The organism is Bacillus sp. FSL R9-9834 (assembly GCF_038006905.1).
Taxonomy (GTDB): domain Bacteria; phylum Bacillota; class Bacilli; order Bacillales; family Bacillaceae_G; genus Bacillus_A; species Bacillus_A pacificus.
This window is the reverse complement of record NZ_JBBOWD010000001.1, coordinates 1,796,170-1,811,697: the sequence shown is the minus strand read 5'-3', so window position 1 is coordinate 1,811,697 and position 15,528 is coordinate 1,796,170. Positions and strand designations below refer to the sequence as shown.

At 34.5% G+C, this 15,528-nt stretch carries 15 protein-coding genes and 1 pseudogene; 4 read left to right on the top strand and 12 right to left on the bottom strand.

Annotation, left to right across the window (positions count from 1 at the left end; translation table 11 throughout):
* Nucleotides 1-43 precede the first annotated feature (43 nt).
* The gene (locus MKY00_RS09460; RefSeq protein ID WP_016717153.1) at nucleotides 44-169 is read left to right on the top strand and encodes a hypothetical protein; all 126 of its coding nucleotides are present in this window, start codon (nucleotides 44-46) and stop codon (nucleotides 167-169) included.
* Between the two features lie 145 nt (nucleotides 170-314).
* On the opposite strand, the gene hflX is transcribed toward MKY00_RS09460, so the two are convergent.
* On the bottom strand, nucleotides 315-1,574 hold the full coding sequence (gene hflX / locus MKY00_RS09455) for a GTPase HflX (RefSeq protein WP_016717152.1): 1,260 nt from the start codon (nucleotides 1,572-1,574) through the stop codon (nucleotides 315-317).
* Nucleotides 1,575-2,057: 483 nt separating this feature from the next.
* Nucleotides 2,058-2,612: a cobalt transporter CbiN gene (locus MKY00_RS09450; protein WP_016717151.1), complete on the bottom strand. Its 555-nt coding sequence runs from the start codon at nucleotides 2,610-2,612 to the stop codon at nucleotides 2,058-2,060.
* A gap of 176 nt (nucleotides 2,613-2,788) precedes the next feature.
* On the opposite strand from MKY00_RS09450, the gene MKY00_RS09445 reads away from it, so the two are divergent.
* Nucleotides 2,789-3,772: a ketoacyl-ACP synthase III gene (locus MKY00_RS09445; RefSeq protein ID WP_016717150.1), complete on the top strand. Its 984-nt coding sequence runs from the start codon at nucleotides 2,789-2,791 to the stop codon at nucleotides 3,770-3,772.
* 50 nt (nucleotides 3,773-3,822) lie between these two features.
* Here MKY00_RS09445 and MKY00_RS09440 read toward each other — a convergent pair whose 3' ends face one another.
* The 7 genes and pseudogenes from MKY00_RS09440 to MKY00_RS09410 form a co-directional block, all read right to left on the bottom strand.
* A complete protein-coding gene (locus MKY00_RS09440; protein ID WP_016717149.1) occupies nucleotides 3,823-5,088 on the bottom strand; it encodes an MFS transporter in 1,266 nt (421 codons plus the stop codon).
* A 210-nt stretch (nucleotides 5,089-5,298) separates the two neighbouring features.
* Nucleotides 5,299-5,634, bottom strand: a complete 336-nt coding sequence (locus tag MKY00_RS09435) for a YrdB family protein (RefSeq protein WP_000023130.1) — start codon at nucleotides 5,632-5,634, stop codon at nucleotides 5,299-5,301.
* A gap of 285 nt (nucleotides 5,635-5,919) precedes the next feature.
* Nucleotides 5,920-7,677, bottom strand: coding sequence for an MFS transporter (locus MKY00_RS09430; RefSeq protein WP_016717148.1), 1,758 nt, complete (start codon nucleotides 7,675-7,677; stop codon nucleotides 5,920-5,922).
* Between the two features lie 35 nt (nucleotides 7,678-7,712).
* Nucleotides 7,713-8,250, bottom strand: a pseudogene (locus tag MKY00_RS09425) (PadR family transcriptional regulator).
* A gap of 176 nt (nucleotides 8,251-8,426) precedes the next feature.
* A complete protein-coding gene (locus MKY00_RS09420) occupies nucleotides 8,427-9,239 on the bottom strand; it encodes a polyphosphate kinase 2 family protein (RefSeq protein WP_016717146.1) in 813 nt (270 codons plus the stop codon).
* Between the two features lie 89 nt (nucleotides 9,240-9,328).
* A complete protein-coding gene (locus MKY00_RS09415; protein ID WP_016717145.1) occupies nucleotides 9,329-10,771 on the bottom strand; it encodes a carbon starvation CstA family protein in 1,443 nt (480 codons plus the stop codon).
* 125 nt (nucleotides 10,772-10,896) lie between these two features.
* Nucleotides 10,897-11,106 carry a hypothetical protein gene (locus MKY00_RS09410; RefSeq protein WP_016717144.1) on the bottom strand — a complete coding sequence of 70 codons (210 nt, stop codon included), beginning with the start codon at nucleotides 11,104-11,106 and terminating at the stop codon, nucleotides 10,897-10,899.
* Between the two features lie 92 nt (nucleotides 11,107-11,198).
* On the opposite strand from MKY00_RS09410, the gene MKY00_RS09405 reads away from it, so the two are divergent.
* The gene (locus MKY00_RS09405; RefSeq protein ID WP_000823326.1) at nucleotides 11,199-11,663 is read left to right on the top strand and encodes a hypothetical protein; all 465 of its coding nucleotides are present in this window, start codon (nucleotides 11,199-11,201) and stop codon (nucleotides 11,661-11,663) included.
* Nucleotides 11,664-11,682: 19 nt separating this feature from the next.
* On the opposite strand, the gene MKY00_RS09400 is transcribed toward MKY00_RS09405, so the two are convergent.
* Together MKY00_RS09400 and MKY00_RS09395 are read right to left on the bottom strand one after the other, a co-directional pair.
* On the bottom strand, nucleotides 11,683-11,961 hold the full coding sequence (locus MKY00_RS09400; protein WP_016717143.1) for a hypothetical protein: 279 nt from the start codon (nucleotides 11,959-11,961) through the stop codon (nucleotides 11,683-11,685).
* 29 nt (nucleotides 11,962-11,990) lie between these two features.
* Nucleotides 11,991-13,253 carry an MFS transporter gene (locus MKY00_RS09395; protein ID WP_016717142.1) on the bottom strand — a complete coding sequence of 421 codons (1,263 nt, stop codon included), beginning with the start codon at nucleotides 13,251-13,253 and terminating at the stop codon, nucleotides 11,991-11,993.
* 136 nt (nucleotides 13,254-13,389) lie between these two features.
* On the opposite strand from MKY00_RS09395, the gene MKY00_RS09390 reads away from it, so the two are divergent.
* Nucleotides 13,390-13,872, top strand: a complete 483-nt coding sequence (locus MKY00_RS09390) for an 8-oxo-dGTP diphosphatase (protein WP_016717141.1) — start codon at nucleotides 13,390-13,392, stop codon at nucleotides 13,870-13,872.
* A 29-nt stretch (nucleotides 13,873-13,901) separates the two neighbouring features.
* Here MKY00_RS09390 and MKY00_RS09385 read toward each other — a convergent pair whose 3' ends face one another.
* The gene (locus MKY00_RS09385; protein ID WP_016717140.1) at nucleotides 13,902-15,527 is read right to left on the bottom strand and encodes a YndJ family protein; all 1,626 of its coding nucleotides are present in this window, start codon (nucleotides 15,525-15,527) and stop codon (nucleotides 13,902-13,904) included.
* Between the last annotated feature and the right edge of the window lies 1 nt (nucleotide 15,528).

Sequence of the window (15,528 nt, the reverse complement as noted above, 5' to 3'; positions counted from 1 at the left end):
CCAACCCAAAACTTACTTGGGGTGTTACCATAAGGTGGCATGAATGCTAGAGCGTCAACTGTATAGTAATAGACCGAAAAGACCTAGCATTATAACTCAAGCCCCTACTGAAACGCTTTATCTCAGTGGGGTAGTTGACTCTTATAAGTGGGCTTCTATTACAGAATAAGAAAAAGAGGCTGTCCCAAAAGGTGCTTTTTAGCCAAAACCGAATAGAAAGTGAAAGGAAGAAACGTTGATTTAATAACGTTTCTTCCTTTTCAATTTCATGTGATTTTACTTCAAAAGAGACTTATGAGACAACCTCTTTTTTCTTACATTGCAAAACGCTTATACTTTTCGTAATCGCTCGCCTTACATTCTACTTCTAGTTTCGTACCTTCGTTTTCATAACTCGTAGATAGAACGTGCGCATGATTATTGAAATAAGAAACTACCTGTCCTTGATCATATGGAATTAACATTTCACACTTCGTATACTCTTTATAAATGTGTGAACGAATCATTTCGACAAGCTCTTCTATCCCAACATGTTTCTTCGCTGATAAATAAACGCGGTCTTCTTGTACTTTTGTAATTTCAACATCTACCATATCTGATTTGTTATAAGCATAAATGGTTGGAATATTTTCTACTCCAATTTTCTTTAACGTTTCATTTGTAATATCAATTAACTGTTCGTAATTTGGATTTGCGTAATCTACAACGTGAATAAGTAGGTCTGCTTCCGCTACTTCTTCTAACGTTGAACGGAACGCTTTCACAAGGTGATGCGGTAATTTGCTTACAAATCCAACTGTATCCGTTAATAAAAATGATTTGTTATCTGGCAAATCAATATTTCGCACCGATGTTTCTAACGTCGCGAATAACATATCTTTTTCAAATACTTGTTTTTCTTCTGTACCATTGTAAATTTCAAGCATCGCATTCATCGTCGTTGATTTTCCCGCGTTCGTATAACCTACTAATGCTACAACAGGAATTTCATTTTTCTTACGTTGTTTTCGCTGCGTTTGACGCTGCGCAACAAGAGCTTCTAAATCTTTATTTAAAACTGAAATTTGTTCTTCAATTTTACGACGATCCAACTCTAATTTCTTCTCACCGACACCTTTATTTTTCGTACCAACACCGCCGCTCTGTCTTCCTAACGATTCACGAAGTCCAATTAAACGAGGCATCATATACTGAAGGTGGGCCACTTCTACTTGCAACTGCGCTTCTTTCGTTTTCGCACGTTGCGCAAAAATGTCTAAAATTAATATGGTACGGTCAATTACTTTACAATCTAAATCTGCTTCTAAATTTCGAATTTGAGAAGGCGATAATTCGTCATTAAAGATTACCATATTCGCATCTACTTCATTTACATAGGCTGCTACTTCTTCAATCTTTCCTTTTCCAATATAATGGGATGGATTTACACGTTGTAAATTTTGCGTCACTTGTCCAATTACCTCTACATCACAAGCTTCTGCAAGATTCGTTAGCTCTTCCATCGAATATGCAAAATCATCCTCATTACCTAAATTCACTCCAACTAAAACTGCTCTTTGTAATAATTCTTCCATATATTTATTCCTCCATTTCGATTACGTAAAATAAAAAACACAGGTCGCTGCCTGTGTTTTCGTAAACGGATAAGGGTTCACCAAAGAAATAGAAGAAAGTTGTGCTTTCATCCTATCTCATAGTTAAAAAGTCCCAAGATCGTATACGTATCCACTATAAGTGTTCACCTATACAATCCCATTCTATTTATAAAGGCAAAACAAAAAGAGGGCGTATTCGTCCCTCCCTCTTTTTCACATATAAGCTTAATAAAGGGTTCCTTTAAAATAGGCAGACCAATCCCGTTCACTCTGCACACAGACAGAGCCTTTGAGCGCTATTCAATTATTGGCACAAAGTATTGAGACGTAATCTGATTAAGATCAAAGGAAGCCCCTCCGTTCATTTTAAGTTACATAAAGTGTAGCATAAGTAATTCGCTTTCACAAGGTTAAACCACCTATAGAAACTGAAAGAAAATCTTTATATTTTTACTTTAATCGTCATTTTTTGCGCTTTTTTCTTACAATAAAAATCACAAGAGCTACTATCAGTAACAGACCTACAGAAAGAGTAAGAATTTGCCACCAGCTTAAACCGTTCAACATGCCACCTTTTAAATCGACTTTCTTTGTCGGAACAGATTCTTTTGCAATTTGACTTAAAGTTACTTTGTCCGCCCCTGCCTCATCTAATCTCTTCGTTCTACTACAACTATTTGTGTGTAATTGTTTTTCCAATCCTCTTTGAGAAGAATATACTAAGTACTCTCCTCCTTCCACAAAGTGAAATACACAATCACCACCATTTGTATATACAATAATTTGCGAAGAATTTGTCCCTTTCCAAATCTTCTTCACTTCAAATAATACTTCAATTCCAACCCCTTCTTTCCTTCCAACCTCAATTACTTTTCCCTCAAACACTACATCGTTTTTTTGAAAGGCCTCTTCTGCTGATACGTTAATACAATCACAAGCATAAGATTTCTCTGAAAAAATAATAAGAATAAAGCTACAAATAATGACAACAGGCAACATGCGTAAAACTGTTTTCAAGGAGCTCAACTCACTTCATTATCAATTTTAAAAACTTCTCGTATATTATTTTTTACAACACTCGCTAAATTCCTTCATAGTAAGCTAAGTCGTTCAATACACCAAAAATCTATATTGACATTTTTATAACCTGATATTAGTATCAGGTTATAAAAATAAAGTTAGGAGCTGTTCCTATGAATTCTAAATCTCGTATTACTGCAATTGGTACTCATGTTCCAAATCAAATACTCTCTAATCATGATTTAGAAAAAATGATCGATACGAATGATGAATGGATTGTACAAAGAACAGGAATGAAGGAAAGAAGGATTGCTAGCGAAGAAGAATACTCCTCACACTTAGCCATTAAAGCAATTGAAAATTTATGTACAACATATAAGAAAAACTTAGAAGATGTCGACTGTATCATTGTTGCTACTACTACTGCTGATTACGTTTTCCCTAGTGTCGCTTGCCAAATACAACAATACTTCAACATACCTCATACAATGGCATTTGATTTAAATGCCACTTGCGCTGGTTTCACATATGGCTTGCACGTCGGTAATAGCTTGATTACTTCTGGATCACATAAAAAAGTACTTGTCATAGCGACAGAGACATTATCAAAAGTTACTGATTACACCGATAGAACGACCTGCATTTTATTTGGCGATGGTGCTGGAGCTATTTTATTAGAAAGAGATGAAAACAAACCAAGCTTTATTGCCGCACACATGGGAACAAATGGGGACGGTGGTATTCATCTATACAGAACAAACTTATCTACAACTATGAATGGTACACCACTGCAAACAAATGAAAAAAACGTGCAAAATGGAAGAGAAGTATATAAATGGGCAACACGCACGGTGCCAACAGGGATAAAAGAACTATTACATACCGCAAATATGCAAAAGGATGATATAGACTGGTTCATTCCTCATAGTGCTAATTTACGAATGATCGAATCTATTTGTGAAAAATCTCAAATTCCAATACAAAAAACATTAACGAGTGTGGAATTTATGGGGAATACATCTTCCGTCTCTATTCCACTCGCACTAGATTTAGCTAGAAAAGAAGGAAAATTAAGTAACGGAGACACACTTTTACTATACGGATTTGGCGGTGGTCTTACGCATTTAGGGCTTATTGTGAAGTGGGATTTAATTTAAGTTTATAAAAAGAGGTTCTAGTTAGTAATTAGAACCTCACTACAATTTCATTATCCTTTTCGAGACCATATCACAACAGGAATGAGCATGAAAGCTAACACTCCTCCAGCTAATGACAATGCCGCATAACTAGAATTCGCTACTACCATCCCCGACATTGCTCCACCAGAAGCTCCAGTTAATGCAATAAAAACATCTATCTTTCCTTGTGTTTTTGCACGTGTGGAAGGTATAGTTGCATCAACAATTTGAGCCGTACCACTGATTAAACCAAGGTTCCATCCTAAGCCAAGTAAAGATAAAGCAACAATTAATAGTATTATAGAATCACTTGGCGCTATCGCAGCTATGACACCTGCTGCTAGTAAAATTACTCCACCTGCTATACTCATCGTAGTTCTGCCTATTTTATCAATTAACATTCCCGTAACGAGAGATGGAAGATACATTGCACCTACATGAAAACCAATTACAAGACCTACTGCACTTAAACCGTGACCGTGGTGTCCCATGTGAACTGGAGTCATCGTCATAATTGCAACCATCACGATTTGAGTAAGTATCATTACGATAGCTCCAACTGTAATGCCTCTTTTATTTTCTTTCGCTTCTTCTGTTACCGGTTGGCCTTTATATGTATGTTCTTGTTTATATGATTCTATCATATTAGCAATAAGTAACGGATCGGGACGAAGCATAACAAATAGTACAAGACCCGCCAGTATAAATGCAGCTGCTGATAATATGAACGGACCAGCAAGTTCAGGAATTCCAATTGAATGAGCAAACCTTCCCATTACACCTACTAAATTGGGACCTGCGACCGCACCAAAAGTCGTCATTACCATCGTAATACTAATAGCAGTTGCTCTTTGCTTCTTATTCGCTAAATCCGTTCCAGCATAACGCGCTTGTAAATTTGTAGCTGTGCCCGCGCCATATATAAGTAAAGAAACTAGTAAAAGAATAATACTATTTGTTAAAGCTGCCATCACAACTCCAATAGCCCCTAGCCCGCCTACTATAAAACCTCCTGCAAGCCCTACGCGGCGACCATACTTTTGCGATAACTTCCCCACAAAGAAAGCCGCTATCGCAGATCCCATCGTAAACATAGCAGCCGGTAAACCTGCAAATGCATCTGTCCCAAGCATTTGCTGCGCAAGAAGTGCACCTACTGTAATCCCAGCAGCCAACCCTGCTCCGCCGAACATTTGTGAAATACTTACGATTAGTAACGTTCGTTTGTATAATTTTTGTTGCTCATCTTCTGTGTACATACGATTAGTTATTGAAACATCTGCTGTATCTATCATTTCCTCATCCTCTCTATAAAACTAATACCCCTTGTTAATGTACTATAGAACAACAAAATTCCCAAATTTTTAACTCTTAAATTTATTCATATTTTGTTGCTCCTCCACTTCAAATAATAATCCCTTAATTTTCAACACTACTCTTTTGTATTATTAAAATACAATATAAAACTACATGACATGTAATTTTATATAGATACTGTAGTAAATTTACTGTTTCCAGACAATGATTAAAGTGCGATTTATTATAAATAACACGGCAAGAATAATAGCAAAAGATTTTTGATCAACAACATATAGAGCAACAGAGCTAACTCCAAACAAGATGATTTCTAGCATAAACCTATATGGTTCTGGCAATTTTAATGATGCTTTAGGTGCAATGAACCGCCCCCATATTATTGCAAAAAGTAGTGGTGAACCAATACCAAAAACATATTTCCCATATACATTCCAAAAAAATTGAAAGCCCCAATAACATAATGATGCAAGAGCACATAATTCTAGAAAAAATCGAATCCCCAGATTTATATGTTTTATAGACATATACAACCTCCTTGAAAACATATGTAGAATCCTATAAAAGTAATATTATGCATCCTATATTTGAACTTGATACGTACCTATTCATTGTATGTAAAAATACTTATTCATACTATTCAGTTCATCTTTGACTTTGGCTGATAATGAATGAGAGTAAATACTTCATGATAGTGACACATATGTCTATAAGCACAAAGGAAAGAACTCCGCCATTCATGTTTCGTCCGTGGAGTTCTTTCCTTTGTTAATAGCCAACTTTCAATAATTAGAATAAAATTCATGTTTGGCCTATTTCCCTTCCAATCCCCCTACTACCCTTTTTTCCCTTCTTTTACTCAAAGCTTTCCCTTCCCAAAATAACAAACTTACGAAAGCACAAATTAAAATAATTGGCACACTTGCTTTATATAAATCTGTAAAACTCATAGCCATCTGGTTCTTAGCATAATGGTTTACATCATTCGAAAATGCGAGTACTTCTTTCTTTATACTTTCCTCTTGTTTTTCAACTTCATTTGTCACTTGATTCATAACTTCTTCTCTTTTTATATCTCTATATTCTACTGGAACTCCGCTTAATACTTCATTCACTTTTTGGTGAATGAATTCGTCTTTTTTCTCTTTATTTAACCCTACAAATTTTTCATTTTGATGCTTTTCTACATTCGTTTCTATACTTTGATTCTCTATTTTTTCTTTTGTTACTTGTAATATCTCAGCTTGCTCGACACTACTCACATGAATATTACGCACCTTTTCTTCTGCATAACGATATACATTCTCTTTATTTACAGTTAAGTTGTGAGTTAAGTTAGATACAAATATTGCGACCGCTAAAACAATCCCTACTTGCCGCAACATTGACACAACACTTTGAGAAGCAGTTAATAATTCTCCTTCAAACGAAGACGCACTTAAAACTGTAATTGGTCCTACTACTAAACCATATCCAGCACCTAATATCATACATGGAATAATAATTTCTATATTTGTTGAATTAACATCAATCATTTGCAACCAATAATAAGATAAGCCCATAACAAGAAAGCCTGATAAAATAATAGTTACTTTTCCGAGTTTTTTAATTAAAGTTGCTGCAGCTGGTGAGACAAAAAATATCATTGCTGAAATAGGTGTCACTAAAAAAGCTGCTTCAATTTCCGTTCGACCTTGTATTTTCGTTAAGAATGTTGGAAGTAATACAGTAACTCCAATTAAAAATACATTACTTAATATGACAACGATAGATGCTCCGACAAACATTCGATCTTTAAATAAATTTAAATTCACCATCGGATTATGAATCTTTCGTTCTACTAAAACAAATAGAATAAGAGAAATAGTACTAAGTGCATAGCAAGACAAAGCTATATTACTTTGCCATCCCCATGTATTTCCTTTTACTAATATGAGAGTAAAAGAGAAAATTGCTAAGCTACTTAATAGTAATCCTACCCAATCTATTTTTGAGATAATACGTTCTTCATTTTTTATTTTTAACATAGTGCAGCATAAAAGGATTCCAAGAATACAAATTGGAACATTTACGAAGAACACCCATCTCCAACCAAAATTTTGTGTAATAATTCCACCTATTACTGGTCCCATTGCAGCTGACAGACCTTGTGTTACACCTAAAATTGCAAGTGCAACATGCCTCTTAGCTAATGGCATTGCTGATACACCAATTACCATACTAGTTGGAAATAAAATCGCTGCCCCTACACTTTGTATAAAGCGAGACAAGATAAGAAAATCTCCCGTATTAGCAAAAGCACACAGTACTGACCCGCCACCAAAAATCACCAAACCAAGAATATACATCTTTGCTTTTCCAAAGATATCAGCTATCCGCCCTAACGGAATAGCAAGTACTGCTATTGTCATTGTATAAACATTTAATACCCAAGACATCTTTTCCAATGAAGTATTTACACTCGTTTGTATCGCTGGTAAAGCTATATTCATAATAGTCGTATCAATCATACAAAGAAATATACCTAAACACATTAAAAAGACAATCTTAATCCCCTTTGATTGCTCCATATTCATCCACCCTTTATTTATTGTGAACTTGTTTTTCATTCTTCTGTTTTATTGTTTTTTTGTTTCTAATTGTTCTAGTTTTCTTTTCAATGTCTCAACTTGAGCACTATACGATGCGATACCTACATCGAGTGAAATTTCCTCAACAAAAGTAATACCTTCTCTCCACTTTTCATATTTCAGACGTAGATCCGCAATGTATGCTTCTTTCCTTTCAATTTCGTCCTTAATCCATCTTTTTATCGCCTGATCATCGCTATAATTACCGAAATACATCCTCATTAAAAAATCTGAACGTAAAACATCTTTCTCTACATCCGTTTGCATGTATTGATAAAACTCTTCACGCCCCTCATCTGTAATAAAGTACATTTTCTTATTTGGTTTCCCTTCTTGCATAACAACTTCTTTTTTTATTTTCCCCTCTTTTTCCAACTGACGTAACGTTGGATAGATCATTCCAAAACTTCCATCAAAGAAATGAGTAAATACGTCTTCAAACACAATTTTAATATCATAACCAGACAATTCTTTTTCCATCAACAAACCTAAAACAACATCTCTTCCTTTCAAAATAAGACCCCCACATAGTATATAATCAATAATCATATTAACATTGTTAATATGATTATTGATTATATACCTTATTCTGTTATTTGTAAAATGTTTCTAAATAAAAAATACCCTGTAATTTTATTGTTCAAAATTACAGGGTATTTCTACTTTATATTTCATAAACAAACCTTGTACTATTTTACAACTACATCTTGATTCGTTTCAAAACCTTCTGTCTTACCTTCTTTCATTTCATAATAATAAGAAGGCAATTCTATACCATGCTCTACAAAATAATCCTCAATTAACGAAATAATCACTTTCAACGTTTTCAAACGTGCGTATAATTTATCGTTGCTCGCGATTATTTGCCATTTTGCATTTGGCTTATTTGTTTTTTCAAACATGTCTTCCATTGCTTCAACATACTCGTCCCATTTTTCACGGTTACGCCAATCTTCATCTGTAATTTTCCATCTTTTTAAAGGATTATTCTCTCTATCTTTAAACCTCTTTAACTGTTCATCTTTACTAATATGATAGAAAAACTTACCGATTATATAATGATCATCTGTTAGTAGTTTTTCAAAATCATTAATCTCACCATACGCTCTCATCCACTCTTCCTTTGTAGCAAAACCTTCAACACGCTCAACTAACAGGCGGCCGTACCACGAGCGATCGAAAATAGTAATTTGCCCGTACTGAGGTAGTTTCCGCCAGAAACGTTGCAAGTAATGGTACCGTTTCTCATGAGGTGCTGGTGCTCCAATTGGATTTACTTGAAACCCACGCGGATCAAGGTGCTCTGTCACTCGTTTAATCGCTCCGCCTTTTCCAGCCGCATCCCAGCCTTCCATAACGAGCATAACTGCAATTTTTTCTTCTTTTACAATTTGCTGCAACGCTAATAAGCGCCTTTGATATTTTTCAAGTTTCTTATTGTACTTAGATTTCGATTCAATTCTTTTCGTTACATCTACTTTAGCAAGAACTCCATTTTCCATAAAACAAATCCCCCTTGTTGTATGACAATGTTATTTTAACATATTATTGGAAATTTTCTACATTAGAAAAAAACTGTGTAGAAAAATTTCTACACAGCTTCCTTCTCTAATTGCACATCTACTTCAATATTCTCATTTTTATTTTTCACAGCTTTTATAAAGAATACAGCAGTTAATATAACGGTAATAACCGCACCTACCATATAAGATATGTTTAACGGAATATTAAAACCAATTTTTGCATTTAAAATGTAAATGACAGTCATGAGCGTCATAAATATCGCCGGAATTAAGGAAACAACATACGGTTTTCCTTTTATAAATAAATACATCGTTCCAATCCATAACGCAATTGCTGCAGTCGATTGGTTAGCCCAAGAGAAATATCTCCATAATAGTGTGAAATCAATTTTCGTTAAACCGTATGCAATAACAAACAATGGAATTGCAATAATTAAGCGGTTTTTCAATTTCGTTTGATTAAAATTGAAATAGTCCGCAATGATAGAACGTGCCGCACGAAATGCAGTATCACCAGATGTAATTGGTAGTACAATTACTCCGATAACAGCAATCGTTCCGCCGACAGCCCCTAACATTGTCTTTGAGATTTCACTTACAACCGCAGCTGGTGTACCAGATTTAATCAACTCATTTAATTCACCATATGAGAAAATACTCATCGCCGCCGCTGCCCAGATCATCGCAATAATTGCTTCTGCAATCATCATGCCGAAAAATACATATCGGCCGTGTTTTTCAGTTTGAAGTGTTCTTGAAATAATTGGTGATTGTGTTGCATGAAACCCGGATAAAGCACCACATGTAATTGTCAGCATTAATAGTGGAAAAATCGGTGCATTATCTGGATGCATATTTTCAAACGTTAATTCTGGTATAGGAGAACCTTTTATTATCATCATTCCCCCTATACCAATAGCACTTATTAGCAATAATGCACCTAATACCGGATAAATCTTCCCAATAATTTTATCAATTGGCAAGATCGTAGACAAAATGTAATATACAAAAATAACAGTTAGGATAATAGTGATTGACACTTTCCCTTGTAATACGATATCAAGTAATGATGCTGGTGTTGTAATAAACACAGTTCCTACTAATACTAAAAGCAACAGTGAAAAAACATTTACAATGTGTCTCATTGCATTTCCTAAAAACTTCCCTGCTAATTCAGGAATATGCGCCCCTTTATTTCGAATAGAAATCATCCCTGTAAGATAATCATGAACAGCACCTGCAAAAATAGCCCCTATTACGATCCAAACAAATGCAACCGGTCCATATAAAGCACCTAATATTGGCCCAAATATAGGTCCAGTACCTGCAATATTTAATAATTGAATCATAGAATTCTTTGGCCTATCCATAGGTACATAATCTACGCCATCTTGGTTCACATAGGCCGGTGTCTTTCTTTTGTAATTGACTCCAAATATTTTTTCAATAAACTTTCCGTATGTAAAATAACCAATTATCAATACGACGATTGATACTAAAAATGTAAACATTACTATCCCCTCCCTTTTACAGAAAATGCTTTCCTATTTTCATATAAGAAAACGTTTTCAATTTATTCTAGCATATTTAACCAAATTAAATAAATAGTTTATATAGAATTTTTAGTATATTCTTTTTATAATAAAAACATCTCCCTCATAACAGTAAGAGTAACTTGATTATTCGTAACTAAATCCATTTCAACGATAAGGCTTAGTACCCCAATACTTATATACACAATTACTGCATTACATGGATTCAAATCTAATAACATTCCAAAAATAAACATATACAAAAATAATAATTGTAGAAAAATACTGCTTCCCATACTTACGAGTTCTTTCAATATATCCTCCCCCCCTAAATCGTATGGTATATTATCTCAAAAAGAGAAGAAAATAACAAACAAATTCATTAAAGAATGGGAGCTCTCAAAAAATGAAACGAAAAATATTAACTCTCTTTACGCTTATATGCTTAGCACTACCAATACAAGCTAGTGCATACACATTTCAATCACTACCAATTGCATCAAAGTCTAAACAATGGTATATCGAAATTGATAAATCTCATAACGTAAACAAGCAAGCAATCCAGCCAAAACAAGGTGTATTTGATACATATAGTTTACTCGTAAAAAACATCGGTCATGATGTATCAAACGTATCCGTGGAAATACTTGATAACAATCCTACCTCTAAAGCTACCTTTAAACCTACTACACCTAATGAAAATATTTCTAAAAGTCATACAAGCTTTGACTACATGGTATTCCCATTAGACTTTAATAGCCATAATTTTAAAGTTGTGATTACTTGGGAAGAAAAGAACTTTTCTTACAACGGCCATCCAGTAAATGAAAGTAAAAAAATGAAACAAACATTTGTATTTAATGAAGAGTAAGCCCTAATTTAATTAGGGCTTACTCTTCATTTACAAAACCAGTTTGAATGGCTTCTGTCACTTCTTTTGTGATGTCCAGTTTTGTTGCATCGGTGCTAATTTTCTTATGCCAAATATGCACGGAAGGCTTTTCGTTACAAAAATGTTTTATTAATACTAGTTGATTATATGCTAGCTTATTTTCTCTATGGGTAGCAATATAGACTGTGAAATTTTTTGCTTCAAAGACCTTTTCCTGCAAAGTATATTGGTTGTCCCATTCCTTTGCGACTATATCGTTCAAATTTTCTATAAGCATATAAGTCGTTCCCACCTTCCCTTATATCATCAATCAAATCTTCGAATACTCGGCACACATAATGCTACTCCAATTGTTACAAGTACTAAAATAGCTAGTGTTATAATCGTTATCTCGCCACCTATGACAGTAGCTAACCATCCTACAGCTACATAACCTAGTGGCAATAAAGCAAATGAACCTAACATATCAAGGCTTGCCACTCTTCCAAATGCTTCTTCTGGCACAAGCTCTTGTAAACTCGTTTCCCAAATGAGTCCAAATATCATCATACCGAACCCTTCAATTGCCATTAATACAATTAAAACAGGTGCCCAAGTAATGAACGGCATTATTAAAAGCGCACAACCACTTATTAAAACACCACCATAGGCAAGTACTCCCCGCTTATACCACCGTTCTCTCCCGCCAAATATTAGCGCAGCAACTACAGCTCCAACACCAGAGGAGGCCATGCCTAATCCATACACATATGCTTCAAAATGATGATGAACATTAAATAACCATGGAATTAATACGACGATAATTCCTGCATAACAAATATTGATGAAAGAAAAGACTAAAATTGTAATCCATAGCCACGGATGACTTTTTAAAACAAAAACACCTTCCATAAACTCTTGTTTATAATCGACTTTTTTCTTTTCAATAGATTTTACTTTTTTAAACTTTATTTCTCTTAAAAATAATAAACAAAAAAATGATAACAAATACGTTACTGCATCTAGTCCAAACCCTATTCCAGCAGATGCAACTGAAACGATTAATCCTCCAAGAGCTGGTCCAATTAGTCGTATACCTTGATTACTCATTTGCGTTAATGCATTAGCTGCATTGCGAATTTCTGGTACAAATACTTTCGCTCTTACAGCCGCATACGCTGGCTGAAATATGCCTTCCATAAGTCCATATAATGCTACAAGTACATATAGAAGTGGAATTGTTAATACATCCATAAATATAAGTGTTGCAAGTAATAGCATTAATATGCAGCGAATTATATCTGTAAATAACATTACTTTCACCCGATCCATTCGATCTACGACTAATCCAGCAAACGGTAACGCAAGAATATTAGGGAGCATGTACATTGCCATAGTCATTCCCATTACAACTGTTGAACCAGTTAATGAATACACAACGACTGGCAAAATAACCATCGTTATCGAACTACCTAAAGTCGAAAGCAATTGCCCAATCCATAAAAATTTAAAATGTGGTGACGCTTTAACTGGCAATAATAATTTGCCAACATACCCTAAACCTTTTTCTCTTTGTATTCCCCCTTGCATTTCCCTCTCCTCTTTTCAAATAACTATAGAATTTATACGAAGCAACTAAAAACTCCTAATCTTCTATTTTTAATTATATAAGAAATCATTATATCATGGTAAAATTATCAAAAAATATAAAGGAGAATACATCATTATGCCAAATTCACATAACATCGAACACCGCATCTATACAATGTGTATGATGCAGCGCAATAATGAAGTTTTACTTATAAAACGCCCCGATCATCGAGGTTTTCCTGGTTACATCGCTCCCGGCGGAAAAGTAGATTTTCCAGAAAGTATCGTTCAAGCTGCTAAACGAGAAGTAAAAGAAGAAACTGGATTACTTGTTTCAACTTTAACCTTTAAGGGATTAGATGAATATGTAAATCCGAAAGAAAATGTTCGATATATGGTATTTAACTATTGGACAGATTCATTTGAAGGTGAACTCCTTTCGAATCCTCCTGAAGGCGAATTATTATGGGTACCAATCGATACAGCACTAAATCTTCCTATGCAAGATTGGTTTAAAGAAAGATTTCCATTATTTTTTGAAAAAGGTACATTTGAAATTCAACGTGTTTGGGACAAAGACTTAGACAAACAAGTCGCTATGACAATTACCCATACGTAAAAAAAGCTTGGAATCTCTCCAAGCTTTTCTTACTTCTCCTCTATTTTCTTAATCTCATAATCAATTTCTAAAAACTTAACTCCAAATATCCACATTTTATGGTTAGCTTCTAACATTTGATTGGTGCCCTCTTTAATAATAAACGTCTCAGCTAACGGTAAACGGATTGTAAAGAAACGAGTATGTATATAGATCCCCTCATCTCCCTTACCATTTCTTCTCAGCTTACTAGTAATAATTAAATTATTATTATCATTACGTAATTTTAAAACCCCCGTCATATTCGAATATGGTAGAGGCAATGCGATATTCATATATGTCTCATTCTTATACGTATGTTTTGAGTAAAGAGCTACAAAAATAGATACTCCTGCTTCATTTTTTCTTAACCAAGCTCTTACATTCTCCCTTCCATCCTTCTCATCCATTACCCCTATGATAGAGCCGTGCATTGTTTCCCACTTGCCGCCCATTCCTAAATGTATTTGTCCTACACGCTTACTCATTTTCTCATAACAAAATGCTAACAGGCGGAACGAACGAGTCCATTTAATATGCGATTGTAACTCATACTCTTTTGTATTTTCATAAAACCGAATAATGCTTAAAGGTATCTTTGTCACGTCAAATGCCTCACTATGAAAATCATTCATTTTATCAACTAAACCGTTGTATTCCTTACTATCTATTACATTTCTGTTATGTAAAAACGCTTCACCAACTGTCGCCTTTCCTCTTAATCTGCTCATTGGTTTCCCGTAATATTTATAGTTCGGAACACTCTTTTCAATCATCCAGCCGACAAATGCCGGTAACGCTACTCCAATTCCATTCACAACACCGTGAATCCAAACCATTTGAGCAATTGTAATCGTCATTACATGTTTCAAATTCCCATACGAGTATATAAGTGAAAACATAATTGTTACCATAAGTGTACTAGACGATATGATCAGAAGAATCTTTGCGTTGATAGCATTAAATTTCGTACGCCAAACATAAATTCCATAACCATAAATAGCGCATAAATATAGGAACACTGCAAAAAATTCAAATACCCTTGAATACGTAATTCCTACTGCGACTGTCAGAGGTGAAATAACGATGACAAACATAATAACATCATATACTTTACTTCTCTTTTCTCTTTTTCTCCCAATTAAACCAGCCGATAACGGCAATAGAAACGCCGAATAATGAAAGTGTGCAGCTGTGAGTAAAACAATGTCAGAACTAAAGTGCATAATGGAAAGCTTTGCTACTGAGGCGAAAAACCAGAAGCCACCTAAAAACAAATAAATAAACGCACTATCGATTGCCGTTTCTTCTAACGGTTTCCATCCTCTTTCTAGTAATCTACTCACACCAAATAACGCGACAATTCCTGTATATACAAACCAAAATAGCGCAAAGAAATAGTGACTTGTTACGAAAGCTAGCATTGCACTAATTGCTGCGATTGGATATAAAAACGATACAAATTCATAAAAGAATACATATGATCCATTTCTTGTTTTCTTATCAATGATGCTAAATGACATCGGTATAAATAGCAACATAGATAATAAAATAATTGCTTCCACTGGTTTTATATTTGACCACTCACATATTAGAAAAATAATATAACAAACAAGTCCAACTATTATATTTTTCATA